The sequence below is a fragment of the Paraburkholderia bonniea genome (genome assembly GCF_009455625.1).
Lineage (GTDB): Bacteria > Pseudomonadota > Gammaproteobacteria > Burkholderiales > Burkholderiaceae > Paraburkholderia > Paraburkholderia bonniea.
On sequence record NZ_QPEQ01000001.1, the window covers coordinates 629,143 to 648,596 of the forward strand.

Sequence of the window (19,454 nt, forward strand, 5' to 3'; positions counted from 1 at the left end):
ATGGATCGGATCGAACTCGAATTGTACTTGAACAATCTGCTGGCAACGGTTCGGTTCAAGGACTATTGCCCAAATGGCTTGCAAGTGGAGGGACGTCACCGGATACAGAAGATAGCGACTGGGGTCAGTGCCTCGCTGGCCTTTCTGGAGGAGGCGTTGGCGTGGGGCGCTGATGCAGTGCTGGTTCACCACGGTTATTTCTGGCGCAACGAAGCCGCACCGATTACTGGGCGCAAATATCGTCGCCTGAAGTTGTTGCTGGCCAATGATCTCAACCTCTTCGCGTTTCATTTGCCGCTGGATGACCATCCCGAGCTGGGTAATAACGCCCAGCTCGGCGCACGTATGGGGTGGATCGGAGATGCCCGCTTCGGTGAAAACGACTTGGGCTGGCTAGCCACCCTGCCTATGCCGGTCACGCTTGAACACTTCGCCGCGCAAGTCGGGCAGGCCTTGGGACGAACGCCGCTGGTGCTGGGCGATGGTGTCCGCGAGTTGCGTCGCGTTGCCTGGTGCACGGGCGGCGCGCAAGGCTATTTCGATGCTGCCATTGCCGCTGGTGCCGATGTCTATCTGACGGGCGAAGTCTCCGAACCTAATACGCATGCAGCCATGGAAAGTGGCGTGGCATTTCTTGCGGCGGGGCACCACGCGACCGAGCGTTACGGCATCAAGGCGCTAGGCGAGCATTTATCAGCAACCTTTGGCCTTGAGCACCTGTTTATCGACATACCCAATCCCGTTTAAGTGGTGCCGGGTAGCCGCGCACAACTCGGCAGATGCTTAAAAATCGGGAAAACATGCTAGATAGTGGGGGAATACCCGGATCAAGTCTCGGCTTCGGCTGGTTTTTAACAATCGGGTCTTGTAAATGCTGACTCCATTCGCGCACACTAGCGGCGGTAGAACCGACTGACGGAAAATCCAACTCAGAATTGGGGCGTGTGATGCGAGACAAAGAAGATAAACGCGTCGACGGCAGCCGCCGTACCTGGCTGATTGCGACGTCCGTAGCAGGTGGTATTGGAGGCGTAGCCACTGTCGTACCGTTTGTGAGCTCGTTTGCACCCTCTGAAAAGGCCAAGGCAGCGGGTGCCCCAGTTGAAGTCGATATCAGCGAATTGAAACCCGGCGACATGATGACCGTTGCATGGCGCGGCAAGCCAGTGTGGATTGTCAACCGCACAGAACGGATGCTGGCTGATGTGACAAAAGCCGATCCAGAATTAGCCGATCCGCATTCGCTGCATTCGTTTTCGATGCCTGAGCCGGAATACTGCAAAAACGAATTCCGTTCACGGCCAGATCACAAAAATATCTTCGTCGCCGTCGCGGTGTGCACCCATCTTGGCTGCACACCAACTCCGAAGTTTCAGGAGGGCTCCCAAAGCGGTCTTCCTGACGACTGGCCAGGCGGTTTTCTCTGCCCGTGCCATGGTTCGACCTACGATCTGGCCGGTCGCGTGTTCAAGAACAAGCCCGCGCCACAGAATCTCGATATCCCGCCCTATATGTTCACGTCAGCGACCCAGCTCGTGATTGGCCGGGACGAGAAAGGAGACGCGTAAATGGCGACCGAACATGATGTGGAGACGACCGGGCTGGTTGGCTGGATCGACCGCCGCTTTCCGCTGACCTCGACGTGGAAGAAACACGTCTCTGAGTACTACGCACCGAAAAACTTCAACTTCTGGTACTTCTTTGGCTCGCTGGCGTTGCTGGTGCTGGTGCTCCAGATCGTCACCGGCATTTTCCTTGTGATGAATTACAAGCCCGATGCGGCACTCGCGTTCGCTTCGGTCGAATACATCATGCGCGAGGTGCCATGGGGCTGGCTGATTCGCTATATGCATTCAACCGGCGCATCAATGTTTTTTGTCGTCGTTTATTTGCATATGTTTCGCGGGCTGCTGTATGGCTCGTATCGCAAACCCCGTGAGCTCGTCTGGATTTTCGGCTGTGCGATTTTCTTGTGCCTGATGGCCGAAGCGTTTTTTGGCTATTTGCTGCCATGGGGGCAGATGTCGTTTTGGGGGGCGCAGGTGATCGTCAACCTGTTCTCCGCGATTCCGTTTATTGGTCCAGATCTTTCGCTGTGGATTCGCGGTGACTACGTGGTCTCTGACGTCACGTTGAACCGGTTTTTTGCGTTTCACGTGATTGCGATTCCGCTGGTGTTAATTGGGCTGGTGGTAGCGCACCTGGTGGCGCTGCACGAAGTGGGTTCAAACAACCCGGATGGCATCGAGATCAAGGAGAAGAAAGATGCGAACGGCGTGCCACTCGATGGCATTCCGTTTCATCCGTATTACTCCGTGCATGACTTCATGGGCGTGTGCGTCTTCCTGATGATCTTCGCCGCGATTGTTTTCTTCGCACCTGAAATGGGCGGCTACTTTCTGGAAGCGAATAATTTTATTCCGGCCAATTCGTTGCAAACGCCGCCGGAAATTGCGCCCGTGTGGTATTTCACAGCGTTTTACGCGATGCTGCGTGCCACCACCGATCCGTTCAAGATTGTGCTAATGAGCGTGATTGTCCTGCTCGGTGTGCTGGCGTTGCTGCGAGCGCGCGGAAAATGGCGCGCAGGGTTGCCGCTTCTTGCCGTGCTGGTGGTGCTGGCGATGTATTTCACCGAGTCGAAGTTCTGGGGCGTGGTGGTGATGGGCGGCGCGATTGTCTCGTTGTTCTTCCTGCCGTGGCTGGACCGCTCGCCGGTGAAGTCAATCCGCTACCGGCCGCTGTTTCACAAGGTGTTTTATGGCGTTTTCGTGCTGGCGTTCCTGACGCTCGCGTTTCTCGGCACGAAGCCGCCATCAACTGCTGGAACGTACATTGCACAAGGCTGCACGTTGATTTATTTCGTGTTTTTCCTCGGTATGCCTTTCTGGACGCCGCTTGGCAAGTTCAAGCAGCCGCCCGAACGGGTCCGGTTCAAGCCGCACTAATCGAGCGCCAGGAGAACACGAGATGAAAAAACTGCTTTCGACGCTTGCACTCATCGGCGCTGCCACACTGGCCCTGCTGGCTGGGCCCGTGTGGTCGAGTGAGAATATTCAACTCGACCGCGCGCCCGATAACGCGGACAATTTCGCGTCCTTGCAACGCGGCGCGCAACTATTTGTTAACTACTGCCTGAATTGCCATAGCGCGAACCTGATGCGCTATAGCCGGCTGACAGATCTGGGCATTTCGCAAAAGGAGATCGCAACTAACTTGTTGTTCACCACGGACAAGGTCGGCAACACCATGACGGTGGCCATGCGGCCGGACGATGCGAAAGCCTGGTTTGGCACGGCGCCGCCCGATTTGTCGGTTGAAGCCCGCGCGCGTAGCCGTGACTGGCTGTATACGTATCTGCGGAGTTTTTACCGCGACGATACGCGGCCGACGGGCTGGAACAACCGGGTTTTCGACAATGTGAGCATGCCGCATGTGTTGTGGCAGCTTCAAGGACAGCGCACCGCGAAGTTCAAGGACCAAATAGACGAAAAAAGCGGTGAAAAAACCCATGAATTCGTGGGTTTCGAGCAGGTAACGCCTGGTGTGCTATCGCCGGTAGATTATGATTCGGCTGTGGCTGATCTCGTGTCGTACCTGTCGTGGATGTCCGAGCCAACGCAAAAAACCCGTAAGCAGCTAGGCGTATGGGCTTTGCTGTTTCTTGGTGTCCTGAGCCTTTTCGCTTGGCGATTGAACGCAGCGTACTGGAAAGATATTAAATAATCGCGCCATGACTGGCGTGGGGCCGGTGCAGGAAAAACCCGCAGGACTCAAGGTTTTTCCTGCACAAGGCCCCTTCAGCTTTTTGAGGAAACATAAAACATGATGGTTCTGTACTCCGGCACAACTTGCCCATTTTCCCAGCGCTGCCGACTGGTGTTGTTTGAAAAGGGCATGGATTTCGAAATCCGCGATGTTGATCTGTTCAACAAGCCGGAAGATATTGCTGTGATGAATCCGTATGGGCAGGTGCCGATTCTGGTTGAACGGGATTTGATCTTGTACGAGTCAAATATCATCAATGAGTACATCGACGAGCGTTTTCCGCATCCGCAACTGATGCCTGCTGATCCTGTGCAGCGTGCCCGTGCCCGTCTTTTCCTGCTCAATTTCGAAAAAGAGCTGTTCGTGCATGTCGGCACACTCGAAAACGAAAAGGGCAAGGCAGCCGAGAAAAATCATGAAAAAGCACGCGTTGCCATTCGTGACCGCCTGACCCAGCTGGCACCGATTTTTCTGAAAAACAAGTACATGCTTGGCGAAGATTTCTCGATGCTGGACGTTGCCATTGCGCCGTTGTTATGGCGTCTGGATCACTACGGCATTGATCTGTCGAAAAATGCGGCTCCATTGATGAAGTATGCGGAACGAATTTTCAGCCGCCCGGCTTACATCGAAGCGCTCACCCCGTCCGAAAAGGTGATGCGCCGGTAAGGCTGATGGAATGAACTGGGCGCTGGCAAGGCTTTGCACTTTGGGGGAAGCCCCGCGCCCAGTCTGGCGAAAGGATAGTGAATGCAAGAAATTTCTACGAAGCCCTATTTTTTGCGGGCGTTGTATGAGTGGTGTACGGATAACGGCTATACGCCGCATCTGGCGGTACGGGTTGACAGCCAGACGCAGGTGCCGCGCCAGTTTGTGCGTGATAACCAGATCGTGCTGAATATCAGCTTTGACGCCACGTCCCAGTTGAAAATGGGCAATGAAATGATCGAGTTCAACGCCCGTTTTTCCGGCAGGGCGCACAGGATCATGGTGCCGGTGGCCAATGTGCTGGCTATCTATGCGCGTGAAAATGGCGAGGGCATGAAATTCCCGGTTGAGTTCAACGATAACGGTGACGTGGTTGAACCACGAGATTCCGCCTGCGATGAGCCTTCTTCTGCCGATGGGGCAGAGGCAAATCCTCAGCCAGAGCGAGCCAAAACAAAAAGTAGCGGAAAATCTCACCTCAAAGTAATCAAGTGATGTTAGACTTCCGCTCCTCGCCCCCTTAGCTCATTTGGTAGAGCACTTGACTTGTAATCATGAGGTGGTCTGTTCGAATCAGACAGGGGGCACCAAATCAATCCGAAGGGGTGGCGCGAGTTTCGCGTCACCCCTTCGGTGCATCTGGGCCTGCTTGTGCGGGCCTACCTGCGCGAGCCCACCTGATGCCGCCAAGCCCCCAGCTATAATGCGCGGATGATTGCATCCCACCAGATTTTTAATGTTGTCGTGATTGGCGGCGGGCTCGTCGGTAAAGCCGCAGCGCTGGCGCTGGCTCAAAGTGGCTTGCGGGTGGCGTTGCTGGCACAGCCTTGCACGCCGTTGGCCGCCGGTGCTGTTTTCGATTCCCGGGTCTATGCGCTTTCCGCCAGCTCTCAGGCATTGCTGGAACGCTTGCGTGTCTGGCAGGCACTGGACTTGTCCCGCCTCGGGCCGGTCTACGACATGCGTGTCTATGGCGATGCTCACGCCGAACTCCATTTCTCTGCGTTCCAGGCATCCGTGTCACAACTGGCATGGATCGCTGAATCGTCCCAGATTGAGCGGGCGCTGGATGCCGCACTGCGTTTTCAACCCAACCTGAACTGGTTCGACGCTCGCGCTCAAGGTTTCGAGCTGAATCCGGCTAGCGCCATCGTGACGCTTGCCAATGGCCAGCGGCTCGAAGCCGATCTCGTGGTGGGTGCTGATGGCGCGCACTCGTGGGTCAGAGCGCAGAGCGGTGCTAGCGTCAAACGGCGCGATTATCGCCAGACTGGTGTCGTGGCCAATTTCAAGGCGGAGCGCCCGCATGGTGAAACGGCTTGTCAATGGTTTGTGGACGGCGAAATCATCGCGTTGCTGCCGCTGCCAGAGAATCATGTGTCGCTGGTTTGGTCGGCTCATACCGCGCATGCCGATGAGCTGCTCTCATGCGATCCGGCAAAGCTTGCCGCTGAAGTTGAGCGCGTGACCTATGCGATGTCAGGCTCGCTTGAGTGCGTGACCCCCGCCCGTGGTTTCCCGCTGGCACTACAAACGGTTGATCGTCTGATTGCGCCGCGCGTCGCTCTGGTGGGCGATGCCGCACATCTGATTCATCCACTGGCTGGCCAGGGCATGAATCTCGGGTTGCGCGATGTTGCCACGCTCGTGGACGTGATTGCGCAAAAAGAAGCGTTCCGCGATCTTGGCGACACCGTGTTACTCCGTCGTTACGAACGCGCTCGCCGGGAAGATATCGGCGCGCTTACGCTGGCAACCGATGGCTTGCTCAAACTCTTTGCTGTGCCCGGCCCGCTTGTGCGCACCTTGCGTAATACCGGGATGTCGCTGCTAGGCAGCCAGCCACTGCTCAAGCGCTGGATTGTCTCTGCGGCGCTGGGTTAAGCGAGGCGCAGGTTTTCAGCCTTGTCAGGGGTGCAAAGCAGATACACGCAGGGCAGAGGATGTCGCTCAGACCAGCCGTTGTCCTGCACCGATGAACGAAACCTGGAATTTACTTTTCATGAAAAAACGAATTCGTATCGCCGCGTTTGCGCTGGCCCTGACTACTGTCACGCTGGGTTGCACGGCTAATGCCGATCAATCGACTGACAAGCTCAAAGCCACATTGCAGGAGCGTCTTGGCGATATCACGATCAAGAGCATTGCGAAATCCCCCATCAGCGGACTCTACGAGATCAATCTCGGCACGCAGATTCTTTACAGCGATGTCAAAGGTGACTATGTCGTGCTTGGCGATATTGTCGACGCGAAAACTCGTAAGAATCTGACCGAGGCGCGTCTGGCTGACACCAACCGGATTGATTTCTCCAGCTTGCCACTGGCCAATGCGCTCAAGGTCGTGCACGGTGATGGCAGCCGCAAGGTCGCGGTGTTTTCCGATCCGAATTGCCCTTACTGCAAGCAGCTTGAAACGACGCTCAAATCTGTCAACAACGTGACGGTTTATACCTTCCTGTATCCCGTGCTATCGCCGGATTCAACGGCGAAATCGAAATCAATCTGGTGTTCGACTGACCGGGCGAAAGCGTGGTCAGCATGGATGCTGGATCATCAGGCACCTACTGCCGCGGGCACCTGTAATACGGCTGCGATCGACAGCAATCTGGCGCTTGGCCGGGCGATGAACGTCACGGGCACGCCGACGGTGTTTCTGGTCGATGGCCGCCGTCTGCCAGGCGCAGTTCCGGCCGATCGTCTAATCAAGGAAATCGCCGCCGCGCGTTGATCCTGATGCAGGTGGCCGCTTCGTCTGTCACCTTGGCCGGCCACCTCAGCTGTCACCTCTTCCCAGGCGCATCTCATTGCGCCTGAATCTCGCGGCTAAAGCCCCTAAGGCCCTAAGGCCCTAAAGCCGGCTCCGCGCCGCGGCTAGCCTGAAGCTGCGTCTCAAGCCAGGTGCTGAATGCCGCTTCGCGTATGCGACATCTTGTTTGCTCACTTTGCCGATGAAACCGATCCACTACACGATTGTTCCGAAGCAGCCTGCCGCGCATCTATTCGAAGTCACCGTGACGGTGGCAGAGCCTGATCCGGCAGGGCAGCGTTTCGTGCTGCCTGTCTGGATTCCTGGCAGCTACATGGTGCGAGAGTTCGCACGCAATATCGTGACGCTGCGTGCATTTAGTGAGACCGGCCGCAAGGTTCGCGTTGAGAAAACCGACAAGCACCGCTGGCAGGCTGCGCCACTCAAAGGCGCATTGACGCTGCGTTATGAGGTGTACGCGTGGGACCTGTCCGTCCGCTCGGCGTATCTGGACGACACGATTGGTTTTTTTAACGGAACCAGTGTGTTTTTGTCGGTGCTGGGGCATGAGCAGAGCCCGTGCACAGTTGAGATCCATCCGCCCGCTGGCACGGCGTATCGCTCATGGCGCGTGGCGACTGCTTTGCCCGAAGCGCGGGGAACGAAGCGTTACGGCTTTGGTGGATACACCGCGCCAGACTACGATGCGCTGATTGATCACCCCGTCATGCTGGGCGAGTTTGAGCTTGAAACGTTCCATGCACATGGCGTGCCGCATGACATCGTGATCGCCGGGCGCGTCGCCGGGCTCGATATGCCGCGCCTGGGTGCCGATCTGTCGCGCATGTGCGAAGCGCAGATTGCGCTTTTTGAGCCGAAATCGAAGCAGGCACCGGTTGAGCGCTATGTATTCATGACACTGGCGGTGAGCGACGGCTATGGTGGGCTGGAGCATCGGGCCTCAACCGCGTTGATCTGCAATCGCGCAGATTTGCCGGTGTCAGGCCGGACAGAGCAAACCGACGGTTACCGCACCTATCTCGGCTTGTGCAGCCACGAGTATTTCCATACCTGGAACGTGAAACGCATCAAGCCAGCGGCGTTTGCACCGTATGACCTGACGCAGGAAAACTACACCTCACTGCTGTGGTTGTTCGAGGGTTTCACGTCGTATTACGACGATCTGATGCTGGTCCGTAGCGGCTTGATTACGCAGGCAGATTATTTGACCCTGGTCGGCAAGACGGTGGGCGGAGTGCTGCGCGGGAATGGGCGTTTGAAGCAGAGCGTGGCCGAAAGCTCGTTTGATGCGTGGGTCAAATACTATCGCCAGGATGAAAACGCAGCGAACGCAATTGTCAGCTATTACACGAAGGGCGCGCTTGTGGCGCTGGCTTTCGATTTGACGATTCGCGCGCAGACGGGCAACCGCAAATCTCTCGATGATGTGATGCGTTTGCTCTGGCGGCGTTTTGGCCGCGATTTTTATCATGGCAAGGCGCGTGGGATGGCTGAGGCTGAAGTCGAAGCGCTGTTTGCTGAGGCGACAGGTATAGATCTCACGGCGGTTTTTGCGTATGCGGTTCGTGGCACGCGAGATTTGCCGCTGGCGGAGTTGTTCGAGCCGTTTGGGATTGCTCTGGCACCTGAGCCGGACAAGAGCGGCAAACCTTCGCTGGGCGCTCGCGTGCGCGGCGGCACGGATAGCACGCTCGTTACGGTGTATGACGGTGGCGCGGCACAAAAAGCGGGTTTGTCGGCGGGAGACGTGCTGGTTGCACTTGATGGCTTGCGGGTCACGGGGGCGAATCTCGATGCGTTGCTGGGGCGTTATTTGTCCGGTGCCAAAGTTGAGCTGCATGTGTTCCGGCGCGATGAGTTACGCACGATGCAACTCAAACTCGACCAGCCAGAGGTTGCGCGTTACACGCTGGCGCTCAGCAGCAAGTCTGGGTCGGCGGCGGACAAATGGCGTGAGCGCTGGCTGAAGGGTTGATCGTTCTAGTAATGCAACGATCTGTCATGGCGGGCTGGCTTTTTCATTGTCCGGCAACTCAGCACAATGGCTCCCACTCGCGCTACAAAGCGCTTTCCAAATGGAGCCACCCATGACCACGATTTTGCAGATCAATTCGGCCGCGCGTTCGCAAGGCGCGCAATCTACTTTGCTCGCCAGCGAACTGAGTGCCCAGCTGCTGCAAACCAATGCTGATGCCACCGTAGTCGTGCGCGATTTACTGGCCGATCCGCTACCGCACCTGGATGATGAAATTCTGGGTGCGTTTTTTACACCGCTTGAGCAGCGCACGCCGGAGCAGCAGGCAATTGCCTCACGGAGTGAAACCCTGATTGCCGAGCTGATGGCCGCAGATATCGTCGTGATTGGCGCGCCGTTATACAACTTCGGCGTGTCGTCGCAGCTCAAAACCTATTTTGATTTCATCGCGCGGGCAGGGCTGACCTTCCGCTACGGCGAAGCCGGTGCAGAAGGGCTGGTGAAGGGCAAGAAAGCGTATGTCGTGTCAACCCGTGGCGGTAAATACATCGGCACGCCACACGATAGCCAAACCCCTTTTCTGAAATCCTTCCTTGGCTTTATCGGCATTACGGATGTGCATTTTATTTATGCCGAGGGGCTTAATCTCGGGCCGGATTCGGCGACTGCAGCGCTGGCCGACGCGCGCGAAGCAATTGCTGTCGCGGCGTAGCGCAATGGCTGCATCAGGCGCAGCTAGCTGCTGCAGTTCTGCGCCAGCGTAGCCGGCTGCGGTAACAAAGTAACAAAATCAGGCGGTGCAAAAAAAGCCGCGCAATGTGATGCGTCACATTGCGCGGCTTTTTATTGGCTTGATTTTGGCGACGATGCGTCATGCCGTGCTGGGAAGCCGCCAGTCGATCGGAGGCTGCCCGTTTTCGAGCAAAAAGGCATTCGCCAGAACGAAATGCTGGCAGCCAAGAAAGCCACGGTGCGCCGACAACGGCGATGGATGGGGCGCTTGCAGCACGCAATGCGACGTACCTTCGAGCAACGTCCGCTTGGCCTGCGCATGAGCGCCCCACAGCATGAACACCTGTTTGTGCTGACGCCGCGCCAGTTCCCGGATCAGCGTGTCAGTGCATTGTTCCCAGCCACGCTTTGCATGGCTGGCGGCCGCATTTTGCTCGACGGTCAGTACCGTGTTGAGCAGCAGCACACCTTGCCGAGCCCATGCATCAAGGCATCCGTGTTGCGGTGGCTCAATCCCGGTGCTGGCATGAATCTCTTTGAAAATATTGCGCAGCGAAGGCGGTGGCCGTACCGAAGGCGGCACCGAAAACGCGAGCCCGTGCGCTTGCGGAGTGCCGCGATCTTCACCGTGATAGGGGTCTTGCCCCAGGATAATCACCTTCACGTGTTCGGGAAGGGTGAGACGCAGCGCGCGGAACACATCGGCGGGATAGATGATCTTGCCTGCCGCCCGCTCGCCATCGACGAAGCGGCAGAGTGACGCATAGTCAGTGCTGCCGATGAATGGATGCAAATGCTCGCGCCAGGCCGATGGCAACGCGGCGAACTGCGCCTCAAGTGAAGCGGTATCGGCGGGCATGGTTTCGCTGAACAAGGTGGCCTGCAGTGGCTGGGGGCGGGAGGGTGGCGTCATGGAACTGGAGCGAAAGTGTCTTGCGGCAAAAGAGCAGCGCGTGTGTTTCAGGCTTATGCCCGCGCGTTCGCCGTGGATGGTTGCTGAGAGGGCGGCGCAGGCGAGATCAGCGCTCGCGTAATTGATACCCGCGTTGAGCTTTGCTGATGTTGTCTGGTGCGACGCCGGGCAGGCAGGCTGTGAGTTTCGTAGCTAGCTGGTGCAGTGCCGCTGCGTTGCCCTGTTTCAATTCAAGCTCGATTTCACAAATTGGCGCGCACCGTGTCTCACCGTCAACCTCAGCTGACACTTCGCCTTGGTCAATCACCGCTTCGACCGTCGCACCGCGATGTTCAATGCACCAGAGCATACGCGTGAAGCGGGTCTGAAAAAGCTCGATGAGTTCGTTTTGAGCCTGGCGCAAGGCCGCGGCGGCGTCGATGTCATCGCAGGCCAGCAGCAACGACGTAAGTTCGAGCGCTCTGCTTGCAACTGGCAGCTCCCATTCATGCCGTTGATGCAAACCTGACTGGGCGACACCCAGGGTTTTATAGGTTTGCAGCCAGCCATCGGGCGTCTGGCGTAGACGCAACGCGCTTTTGGCCCGAGCCAGCAGCAATCCTGGCGTATCGAAGTAGCTATTTCCGAGCAGGAATTCGCGCCCCGGGGATGCGCTGTGAGCGGTGAACCATTGCGTTGCCGCATCGACGTGGGCGGCGGGTAAGGCCAGTTTGATTTCGCATTCGATTGCCATGGCGCGTGCTGTGGCTCGCCGGGCTAGAAAAACAGCCGGGCGAGTTCTGCCCCGGGTTCTTTTGCACGCATGAAGGCTTCGCCGACGAGAAAAGTTTTGACGTCTGCCGCCAGTAATTTTTCAACATCACCGTGCGCGAGGATGCCTGATTCAGTCACGACGATTCGGTCGTCCGGGATCAGTTTCAACATGCCGAGGGTGGTTTCGATGCTGGTTTCGAACGTGCGCAGATTGCGGTTGTTGACCCCAATCAGCGGCGTTTTCAGCGTGAGCGCTTCGGCTAGCTCGCGGCTGTCATGGACTTCAACGAGCACCGCTAGCCCCAGAGAATGGGCGAAGGCTTCGAGCTCCTGCATCTGCGGGGTTTCGAGCGCGGCGGCAATCAGCAAGATCGCGTCTGCGCCCATCGCCCGGGCTTCGAGGATCTGATAGGCGTCGATGATGAAATCTTTGCGTAGTACCGGCAGATCGCAGGCCTGACGCGCTTCTTCGAGAAAGGCCGCGCTGCCTTGAAAGAACTGCACATCAGTTAATACCGACAAACAGGCGGCACCATGCTTTGCGTAAGAGCGGGCGATGTCCGCTGGCGCGAAATGTTCGCGCAATACGCCCTTGGAGGGGCTGGCTTTTTTGACTTCAGCGATCACGGCGGCGTGTCCTGCCGCATGCTTCGCGTGCAACGCGCCGACGAAATCACGCTGATCACGGGCTGAGGCGGCGAGGCGCAATGCTTCGAGCGGCACGCTCATTTCTGCGGCGCGAATTTCTTCGCGTTTGACCTGGATGATGCGTTCCAGAATGTCGCTCATGGAGATCCCGATACGAAAATTAATGACTGAACTGCTGAGTGAAGCGAACCAGTTCGTCGACTTTGGCTCGGGCCGCACCGCTGGCAATGGCCTCGCGGGCAAGCGTGATGCCATCGGCAATTGAGCTGGCGACATTGGCCGAATACAGCGCGGCTCCGGCATTCAGCACGACGATCTCGCGTGCTACGCCGGGGGTGTTGTCGAGCGCATCGAGCAGCATCACGCGGGATTCATTCGCATCGGCCACCTTGAGCGTGCGATTCGACGCCATCTGCAAGCCGAAATCTTCCGGATGAATGTCGTACTCGTGAATCTCGCCATGCAACAGCTCACCCACCCGGGTTGTCGCACCGAGCGAAACCTCGTCCATGCCATCCATGCCATGTACCACTAGCACATGCTGTGCTCCAAGACGCTGCATCACACGCACCTGAATCCCCACCAGATCGGAATGAAATACGCCCATCAACTGGTTAGGTGCGCTGGCCGGGTTGGTCAAGGGCCCGAGGATGTTGAACAGGGTCCGCACGCCAAGCTCGCGGCGTACCGCTGCGACGTTTTTCATCGCGGGATGGTGGTTGGGCGCGAACATGAAGCCCATGCCTGTTTCAGCAATGGAGGCGGCGACCTGCTGCGGCTGAAGCTCGATATTGACGCCGAGCGCTTCAAGCACATCCGCGCTGCCTGACTTGCTCGATACACCACGGTTGCCGTGCTTGGCGACTTTGGCCCCGGCGGCGGCCGAGACAAACATGGTGGCGGTGGAAATATTGAAGGTATGAGCACCATCGCCACCGGTGCCGACGATATCGACGAAATGCGAGTTGTCCGGCACCTCGACGTGCTGCGCGAATTCACGCATCACGGTGGCGGCGGCGGTGATTTCACCGATGGTTTCTTTCTTGACCCGCAGCCCGGTAATGATGGCCGCCGACATCACCGGGGACAGCTCGCCACGCATGATGAGGCGCATCAGATGCAGCATCTCATCGTGAAAAATCTCGCGGTGCTCGATGGTCCGCTGCAACGCTTCCTGGGGCGTAATCGACATGAGTTCGTCTCGTTTCATCAGGGCAGACGGTGTTCGGCGGCGGCTTTCGACTGCGTCACGAAGTTCTTCAGCAGTGCATGACCGTGTTCGGAGAGGATGGATTCGGGATGAAACTGCACGCCTTCGACCGCTAGCTCTTTATGGCGCACGCCCATGATTTCGCCGTCATCGGTCCAGGCCGAGATTTCGAGGCACTCGGGCAACGATTCCCGCTCGATGGCGAGCGAGTGATAACGGGTCACGGTGAAGTGTTTTGGCAGATCAGCGAAGACGCCTTTGCAGTCGGTTTCGATCTGGCTCACCTTGCCGTGCATGATGGTTTTGGCTCGCACGACGCGGCCGCCGAATGCCTCGCCGATGGCCTGATGGCCAAGACATACGCCAAGGATTGGCGTCTTGCCCGCAAATGTGCGCAGAACGTCCAGGGTGATGCCCGCATGCTGGGGATTGCTGGGGCCAGGAGAAAGGCAGATCAATTCGGGGTTGAGACGGGCGATGTCATCCAGCGTGATTTCGTCGTTGCGGAAAGTCTGGACCTCCTCACCTAGCTCGCCGAAGTACTGGACGATGTTGTAGGTGAACGAGTCGTAGTTGTCGATCATCAAGAGCATTTTTGACCTATCTATCTGATTTTAAATAGAATTAAATCCCTGTTTGGGCGCACTCCGGGCTGACCTCAATAGCAGTGCCAGCGCCACGCGGTAGCAAAACTCGATCAAAACTCACTATCCAGACCATCCTGCACTTGTTCAGCTGCGCGCAGGACTGCCCGGACCTTGCTCTCGGTTTCAAGCCATTCCGATTCAGGGACGGAGTCGGCCACGATACCCGCCGCCGCTTGAACATACAGATTGCCGTTACGAATCACGCCCGTGCGAATGGTGATGGCCAGATCCATTTCACCGGTAAAGGACAGATAGCCGACCGCGCCGCCGTAAAGACCGCGCTTTACGGGTTCGAGCGTATCGATCAGTTCCATCGCGCGCACTTTTGGCGCACCCGAGAGCGTGCCAGCTGGAAACGTCGCGCGCAGGACGTCGAAGTTCGTAATTTCTGGCTTGAGCTTGCCCTCGACCGAACTGACGATGTGCTGCACATGCGAGTACTTCTCGATCACCATCTGGTCGGTCACCGCGACGGAGCCGATTTGGGCGATACGGCCAACATCGTTGCGGGCGAGGTCGATCAGCATCACGTGTTCCGCGACTTCTTTGGGATCGTTTAGCAACTCAGTGGCGAGGGCTTCATCGCGCTCAGGCGTGTTGCCGCGTGGACGGGTGCCGGCAAGCGGGCGAATGGTGACGATCCGGTCTTCGCCACGTTTTTCCTGACGCACCAGAATTTCGGGCGAGGCACCCACCACATGAAAATCGCCGAAATTGTAGTAATACATGTACGGCGAAGGATTCAGCGAACGCAACGCGCGATATAGCGACAGCGGGTTGTCACGATAGGGTTTGGTCAGACGCTGGCCCACCTGAATCTGCATCAGCTCTCCCGCTGCGACATATTCTTTGGCGCGGCGCACGGCGGCCAGATAGTCCTCTTTCTCAAACTCCCGATAGGTCTCGGTGCGCACGCTCGCGGACGTAACCGGTGGTTGAACGGTCGTACGCAAGCGCAGGCGCAATTCACGCAGGCGCTGCTTGGCGCGGGTGTAAGCCTCGGGAGTGGATGGATCGGCGTAAATCACCAGATACAGCTTGCCCGCGAGGTTATCAATCACCGCCACTTCTTCAGTTAAAAGCAACTGGATGTCGGGCAAGCCGAGATCGTCCGGAGGAGCTGTGTGGGCGAGTTTTTTCTCGATGTAGCGCACCGCGTCATAACCGAAATAGCCGGCCAGACCGCCAGTGAAGCGTGGCAGACCGGGGCGTTGTGCGACCTTGAAGCGCGCCTGAAATTGCTGGATGAAGTCGAGCGGGTCACCTTCGTGGGTTTCGATGACCTTGCCGTCGCGGAGCACTTCGGAGACGCCATTAGTGGTACGCAAAACGGTCCGCGCAGGCAGGCCAATAAAGGAATAGCGGCCAAATCGCTCACCGCCCACCACGGATTCGAGCAGAAACGAATTGGCACCATTGCGCTCGGTCTGAGCCAGCTTTAGATACAGCGACAGCGGGGTATCGAGATCGGCCAGTGCTTCGGCGATCATCGGAATGCGGTTGTAACCCTCATTGGCGAGGGACTGGAATTCGAGTTCAGTCATGTTCCGATCCTGTTGGTACGTCTGGATGCGCTATGCGGCGGCAAAGCAGGGCTATTACGCTGGCTTGGCCTTGGGGCCGTACTTTCAGTCGTGTGAAATGCATCTGTATTTCTGGTGCTACTGGCGGGTTCAGACAGCCAGAACGGCGACTGTGTTGCCGGGGTACAAGGCAACCTGCCAGACAAATGGAATAACCAGAATGGGACGCGTATGAAAGTGCCGCGCGGAATAAAAACGGTGTTGAAGGTGAACTTCAACATGCCTCCGGGGAAGAGGTTAGTGCGACCAGCGACGCCAGGGCCATGCTCCCCGGTCGATGCTGCTCAGACTCCGTTTTTTATTCAGAAACATGAAGATGAAAGATGGGTTAAGGCGAGGCCTTGAGATTGTGTGCTGCGATTGCGTTAGCGGCAGCCAAAAGCGTGGCAACTATACCATCCGATTTTATTGTTTGTACAGGTTGCCCATGGTTGTAGCCGTAAGGCACAGCGAGCGTTGCCAGCCCTGCCGCGCGGCCAGCGAGCGCGTCGTTTTCGGAGTCACCGATGGCAACTGCCTGGATGGGAGCGACATGCAATGCAGAGCAGGCGGTGAGCATCGGTAGCGGGTGGGGTTTTTTCTCTGCAAGACTGTCGCCGCCGAACACGCACTTGAAATAGCCATCAAGGCTGTACTGCTGCAGCAAATCGACCGCGAAGCGCCAGGGCTTGTTGGTCACGCATGCGAGTTGCAGGCCTGCGGCCCGCATGGCTGCGAGGCCTTCGATGACCTCGGGATAAAGCCGCGTCTGCTGGCCGTTGAGCTGAGCGTATTCATGGTGATAAATCGACAGCGCTTGATCGAAGCAAGCCTGCGCCGCATGGGTTTCGAGACGCTGGCCCAGCACGCTGTGAACCAGATGACCGGAGCCCTTGCCAACATAAGCGACGACTTCTTCCCGTTTGATCTGCACCAGGTCTAGCTGAACCAGCATCCGGTTCAGGCTCGCGGTGAAATCGTCGGCGGTGTCGATCATTGTTCCGTCGAGATCAATTAGCGCCGCGACGATGGGGCCATGAGGAAACACTGGTTCGTCAAACCGGGCCGCCAGGAGTGAGCTGCTCATACCGGGTTTATGCCGCAGCCGCGTGCTGCACGCCAGCCAGGGCCTGGCGCATCTGGTCGATGACTGCCTTGTAATCGGGTTTGCCAAAGATTGCCGAGCCAGCAACGAAGGTATCCGCGCCCGCCGCAGCTATTTCAGCGATGTTGTCTACCTTGACACCGCCATCAACTTCGAGACGAATCTCACGGCCTGTTTTTTCGGTATACGCATTAATTCGCGCGCGCGCTTCACGCACCTTGTTGAGCGCTTCGGGAATGAACGACTGTCCGCCAAAGCCCGGATTGACTGACATGATGAGTATCAGATCCAGCCGGTCCATCACATGGTCGAGATAATTCAGCGGGGTCGCTGGGTTGAATACAAGCCCAGCCTTGCAGCCGTGATCCCGGATGAGTGACAGCGTGCGGTCGATATGGTCGGAGCCTTCCGGATGAAAACTGACGAGATTGGCTCCCGCCTTGGCGAAATCGGGAACGATCCGGTCGACGGGCCGCACCATCAGATGGACGTCGATCGGCACCTGAACATGCGGGCGAATGGCTTCGCAGACGAGCGGACCGATGGTCAGGTTGGGGACATAGTGGTTGTCCATCACATCGAAGTGAATCCAGTCGGCTCCTGCCGCGACAACCTGGCGGACTTCTTCGCCAAGCTGGGAAAAATCGGCCGAGAGAATACTGGGGGCAATACGGAATTGCATCATGATGTGGGGGTCAGTGCGGGCGGGAAAGCGGCATTTTAGCGTCTCACGTGCGTTCTGGCCTTATCTATATTGGAGTGCGGTTGCGGGCGGGAGTGTCCTCAAGCAGAATGCCGGATCAGTTCAGGGTGCCTGGCGATATGCGGTAGACGGCCTGTCTCTGTGCATTTCTATTTTCTGTCTATTAATCGCATTAACCGGTAATTCACCGGTAACCGGAATCAGAATGAGCCAGTACGAATTCAGTGTGTCGGCGCAGGTGCAATATCTGCCTGACGAATCAGACCCCGAACAACGCAAGTACGCGTTTGCCTATACGTTGACCATACGCAATAGCGGCCAGGTGCCAGCGCAGCTTATTTCGCGTCACTGGGTGATTACCGACAGTGACGAAACCGTTCAGGAAGTGAAAGGGCTTGGCGTGGTTGGCCATCAGCCACTGCTGAAGCCTGGCGAGCAGTTTGAATATACGAGCTGGGCTGTGATTGCGACGCCGGTTGGCACGATGCGTGGCGCGTATTTTTGTGTGGCGGATGACGGTGAGCGTTTTGACGCGCCAGTGTCGGAATTCATGTTGCGCATGCCTCGCACATTGCACTAAACCTTGAACTCGCCTCGGGCAGGTGCGGTACGCAGCCGGGGTTATTTTTGCTTGTTGCGGGAAGTTTTTTTCTTGCCGGACGCGGTCCAGACAACGATGAAAATCAGCAAAAAGAGCGCGAGAAGAGATTCAAGCGCGAAGATCAGCATGGGGTATTCGTCGAACAGATCAGACATGGCGGCTTCCATCAAGAGCGAGCATTGTATGCGTTTTGCCCGGGGTGCCACAGGCTGGGCGGCGGCCATTTCGCTGGCGGTGCTGCTCGCGTCGTGTGGCGGCCGTCCGGTTGTCCGGCCAGCGCTTAAGCCCCCAACGGGCAGCGCGATACTTCCCGGGCAAATTGCCGCAGAGCGGCTGACGCAAGTAGCCTGGCAGCAGGTGCCGGGCTGGCAGGACGATTCACTGATTGGTGCGACCGCTGCGTTACGTCAGAACTGTGTCCGGCTCTCACGCCAGCCAAACTGGCAGCGTGCCTGCGCCGCTGCGGGGCAACTCGATGAGCTTGATGTCACGGGCACGCGGACGTTCTTCGAAACTTACTTCACTGCCTTCCAGTTAGCGAATAGCGATGGCACGCTCGACGGCCTTGTTACCGGTTACTACGAGCCGCTGCTACGTGGCGCGCGCACCCGCCACGGAATCTATCAAACAGCGCTGTATCGCTGGCCAGCAGGCTACCGGCCTGGTGCTGCGCTGCCTGCGCGCGCTCAGCTTGAGCGCGCCGGGATTTTGAATGGCAATGAGCTTGTCTGGGTGGATGATCCCATCGAGGCTTTTTTCCTTCAGGTGCAGGGGTCAGGACGGATCGTGATGGAAGATGGCAGCGTGATGCGTGTTGGATTTGGCGGCACGAACAATCAGCCGTACAAATCCATCGGCCGTTGGCTGCTTGACCGTCGTGAACTGACGGCCGCTCAGGCGACGATGCAGGGGATCAAAGCGTGGGCGCAAGCCAATCCGTCGCGGGTTGATGCGTTGCTGGATACCAATCCAAGGTTTGTTTTTTTCCGCGAAATGCCGTCATCCGGTGAGTCGGTTCCCGGAAGTGGCGCGGATGGCCCGGTTGGCGCACTGGGTGTGCCGTTGACGCCAGAGCGTTCGATTGCCGTTGATCCCACCTCGATTCCCCTTGGCACACCGGTTTTCTTGCAGACCACACGCCCTTTGAGCAATGCGCCGCTGAGTCGCCTTGTGTTTGCGCAAGACACAGGGTCGGCGATCAAAGGCGGCGTGAGGGCTGATTATTTCTGGGGGCTGGGCGATGAGGCGGGCAGCCTCGCGGGCAAAATGAAGCAGTCGGGACGGATGTGGCTACTCCTGCCGAAATCCTGATGCGCCTGATTTGCGGGTAGCGGTAGCTGGTTGGATCACGCGCTGGTTGTT

20 protein-coding genes and 1 tRNA gene are annotated in these 19,454 nt (G+C 57.6%); 13 read left to right on the forward strand and 8 right to left on the reverse strand.

Translation table 11 applies throughout. The features are described from left to right. The 11 genes from GH656_RS02780 to GH656_RS02830 all read left to right on the forward strand — a co-directional run bounded on the left by GH656_RS02780 (position 1) and on the right by GH656_RS02830 (position 9,930). Complete coding sequence (locus GH656_RS02780) at positions 1-747, forward strand: Nif3-like dinuclear metal center hexameric protein (protein WP_153074479.1); 747 nt, start codon at positions 1-3, stop codon at positions 745-747. Positions 748-947: 200 nt separating this feature from the next. Beyond that, the gene (gene petA / locus GH656_RS02785; RefSeq protein WP_153074480.1) at positions 948-1,568 is read left to right on the forward strand and encodes a ubiquinol-cytochrome c reductase iron-sulfur subunit; all 621 of its coding nucleotides are present in this window, start codon (positions 948-950) and stop codon (positions 1,566-1,568) included. Further along, the gene (locus GH656_RS02790) at positions 1,569-2,948 is read left to right on the forward strand and encodes a cytochrome b (protein ID WP_153074481.1); all 1,380 of its coding nucleotides are present in this window, start codon (positions 1,569-1,571) and stop codon (positions 2,946-2,948) included. Between the two features lie 22 nt (positions 2,949-2,970). Beyond that, the gene (locus GH656_RS02795) at positions 2,971-3,726 is read left to right on the forward strand and encodes a cytochrome c1 (protein ID WP_153074482.1); all 756 of its coding nucleotides are present in this window, start codon (positions 2,971-2,973) and stop codon (positions 3,724-3,726) included. 99 nt (positions 3,727-3,825) lie between these two features. Continuing rightward, complete coding sequence (locus GH656_RS02800) at positions 3,826-4,437, forward strand: glutathione S-transferase N-terminal domain-containing protein (RefSeq protein WP_153074483.1); 612 nt, start codon at positions 3,826-3,828, stop codon at positions 4,435-4,437. Between the two features lie 81 nt (positions 4,438-4,518). After that, complete coding sequence (locus GH656_RS02805; protein WP_153074484.1) at positions 4,519-4,971, forward strand: ClpXP protease specificity-enhancing factor; 453 nt, start codon at positions 4,519-4,521, stop codon at positions 4,969-4,971. Between the two features lie 19 nt (positions 4,972-4,990). Then, positions 4,991-5,066, forward strand: a tRNA-Thr gene (locus GH656_RS02810). Positions 5,067-5,187: 121 nt separating this feature from the next. Beyond that, complete coding sequence (locus GH656_RS02815) at positions 5,188-6,360, forward strand: UbiH/UbiF family hydroxylase (RefSeq protein WP_153074485.1); 1,173 nt, start codon at positions 5,188-5,190, stop codon at positions 6,358-6,360. 118 nt (positions 6,361-6,478) lie between these two features. After that, the gene (locus GH656_RS02820) at positions 6,479-7,204 is read left to right on the forward strand and encodes a DsbC family protein (RefSeq protein ID WP_153074486.1); all 726 of its coding nucleotides are present in this window, start codon (positions 6,479-6,481) and stop codon (positions 7,202-7,204) included. A 220-nt stretch (positions 7,205-7,424) separates the two neighbouring features. Beyond that, complete coding sequence (locus GH656_RS02825; protein ID WP_153074487.1) at positions 7,425-9,218, forward strand: M61 family metallopeptidase; 1,794 nt, start codon at positions 7,425-7,427, stop codon at positions 9,216-9,218. Between the two features lie 112 nt (positions 9,219-9,330). Beyond that, a complete protein-coding gene (locus tag GH656_RS02830) occupies positions 9,331-9,930 on the forward strand; it encodes an FMN-dependent NADH-azoreductase (RefSeq protein ID WP_153074488.1) in 600 nt (199 codons plus the stop codon). Positions 9,931-10,089: 159 nt separating this feature from the next. On the opposite strand, the gene GH656_RS02835 is transcribed toward GH656_RS02830, so the two are convergent. From GH656_RS02835 to rpe, 8 genes are all read right to left on the reverse strand, one after another. Next, positions 10,090-10,863, reverse strand: coding sequence for a uracil-DNA glycosylase (locus GH656_RS02835; protein ID WP_153074489.1), 774 nt, complete (start codon positions 10,861-10,863; stop codon positions 10,090-10,092). Positions 10,864-10,969: 106 nt separating this feature from the next. Further along, positions 10,970-11,596, reverse strand: coding sequence for a CYTH domain-containing protein (locus tag GH656_RS02840; protein WP_153074490.1), 627 nt, complete (start codon positions 11,594-11,596; stop codon positions 10,970-10,972). A gap of 23 nt (positions 11,597-11,619) precedes the next feature. Beyond that, entirely contained in the window at positions 11,620-12,405 is a 786-nt protein-coding gene (gene trpC / locus GH656_RS02845; protein WP_153074491.1) for an indole-3-glycerol phosphate synthase TrpC, read from the reverse strand. Positions 12,406-12,424: 19 nt separating this feature from the next. Continuing rightward, positions 12,425-13,456, reverse strand: a complete 1,032-nt coding sequence (gene trpD, locus GH656_RS02850) for an anthranilate phosphoribosyltransferase (RefSeq protein ID WP_153074492.1) — start codon at positions 13,454-13,456, stop codon at positions 12,425-12,427. Positions 13,457-13,473: 17 nt separating this feature from the next. Further along, a complete protein-coding gene (locus tag GH656_RS02855; protein WP_153074493.1) occupies positions 13,474-14,067 on the reverse strand; it encodes an aminodeoxychorismate/anthranilate synthase component II in 594 nt (197 codons plus the stop codon). 104 nt (positions 14,068-14,171) lie between these two features. Next, entirely contained in the window at positions 14,172-15,665 is a 1,494-nt protein-coding gene (gene trpE / locus GH656_RS02860; RefSeq protein ID WP_153074494.1) for an anthranilate synthase component I, read from the reverse strand. Positions 15,666-16,032: 367 nt separating this feature from the next. Further along, positions 16,033-16,770 (reverse strand): phosphoglycolate phosphatase, encoded by a 738-nt coding sequence (locus GH656_RS02865; RefSeq protein WP_153074495.1) that lies wholly within the window; start codon positions 16,768-16,770, stop codon positions 16,033-16,035. A 7-nt stretch (positions 16,771-16,777) separates the two neighbouring features. Beyond that, entirely contained in the window at positions 16,778-17,473 is a 696-nt protein-coding gene (gene rpe / locus GH656_RS02870) for a ribulose-phosphate 3-epimerase (protein WP_153074496.1), read from the reverse strand. A 223-nt stretch (positions 17,474-17,696) separates the two neighbouring features. Between rpe and apaG the strand changes: the two genes are divergently transcribed. Together apaG and mltA are read left to right on the forward strand one after the other, a co-directional pair. Then, positions 17,697-18,071: a Co2+/Mg2+ efflux protein ApaG gene (gene apaG / locus GH656_RS02875; protein WP_153074497.1), complete on the forward strand. Its 375-nt coding sequence runs from the start codon at positions 17,697-17,699 to the stop codon at positions 18,069-18,071. Positions 18,072-18,167: 96 nt separating this feature from the next. Beyond that, positions 18,168-19,403 (forward strand): murein transglycosylase A, encoded by a 1,236-nt coding sequence (gene mltA, locus GH656_RS02880; protein WP_153074498.1) that lies wholly within the window; start codon positions 18,168-18,170, stop codon positions 19,401-19,403. Positions 19,404-19,454: the final 51 nt, after the last annotated feature.

Coding starts and splice junctions, on each gene's coding strand:
- GH656_RS02780 (WP_153074479.1), top strand. CDS start 1: ATGGATCGGATCGAACTCGAATTGTACTTGAACAATCTGCTGGCAACG.
- petA (WP_153074480.1), top strand. CDS start 948: ATGCGAGACAAAGAAGATAAACGCGTCGACGGCAGCCGCCGTACCTGG.
- GH656_RS02790 (WP_153074481.1), top strand. CDS start 1,569: ATGGCGACCGAACATGATGTGGAGACGACCGGGCTGGTTGGCTGGATC.
- GH656_RS02795 (WP_153074482.1), top strand. CDS start 2,971: ATGAAAAAACTGCTTTCGACGCTTGCACTCATCGGCGCTGCCACACTG.
- GH656_RS02800 (WP_153074483.1), top strand. CDS start 3,826: ATGATGGTTCTGTACTCCGGCACAACTTGCCCATTTTCCCAGCGCTGC.
- GH656_RS02805 (WP_153074484.1), top strand. CDS start 4,519: ATGCAAGAAATTTCTACGAAGCCCTATTTTTTGCGGGCGTTGTATGAG.
- GH656_RS02815 (WP_153074485.1), top strand. CDS start 5,188: ATGATTGCATCCCACCAGATTTTTAATGTTGTCGTGATTGGCGGCGGG.
- GH656_RS02820 (WP_153074486.1), top strand. CDS start 6,479: ATGAAAAAACGAATTCGTATCGCCGCGTTTGCGCTGGCCCTGACTACT.
- GH656_RS02825 (WP_153074487.1), top strand. CDS start 7,425: ATGAAACCGATCCACTACACGATTGTTCCGAAGCAGCCTGCCGCGCAT.
- GH656_RS02830 (WP_153074488.1), top strand. CDS start 9,331: ATGACCACGATTTTGCAGATCAATTCGGCCGCGCGTTCGCAAGGCGCG.
- GH656_RS02835 (WP_153074489.1), bottom strand. CDS start 10,863: ATGACGCCACCCTCCCGCCCCCAGCCACTGCAGGCCACCTTGTTCAGC.
- GH656_RS02840 (WP_153074490.1), bottom strand. CDS start 11,596: ATGGCAATCGAATGCGAAATCAAACTGGCCTTACCCGCCGCCCACGTC.
- trpC (WP_153074491.1), bottom strand. CDS start 12,405: ATGAGCGACATTCTGGAACGCATCATCCAGGTCAAACGCGAAGAAATT.
- trpD (WP_153074492.1), bottom strand. CDS start 13,456: ATGTCGATTACGCCCCAGGAAGCGTTGCAGCGGACCATCGAGCACCGC.
- GH656_RS02855 (WP_153074493.1), bottom strand. CDS start 14,067: ATGCTCTTGATGATCGACAACTACGACTCGTTCACCTACAACATCGTC.
- trpE (WP_153074494.1), bottom strand. CDS start 15,665: ATGACTGAACTCGAATTCCAGTCCCTCGCCAATGAGGGTTACAACCGC.
- GH656_RS02865 (WP_153074495.1), bottom strand. CDS start 16,770: ATGAGCAGCTCACTCCTGGCGGCCCGGTTTGACGAACCAGTGTTTCCT.
- rpe (WP_153074496.1), bottom strand. CDS start 17,473: ATGATGCAATTCCGTATTGCCCCCAGTATTCTCTCGGCCGATTTTTCC.
- apaG (WP_153074497.1), top strand. CDS start 17,697: ATGAGCCAGTACGAATTCAGTGTGTCGGCGCAGGTGCAATATCTGCCT.
- mltA (WP_153074498.1), top strand. CDS start 18,168: ATGAAAATCAGCAAAAAGAGCGCGAGAAGAGATTCAAGCGCGAAGATC.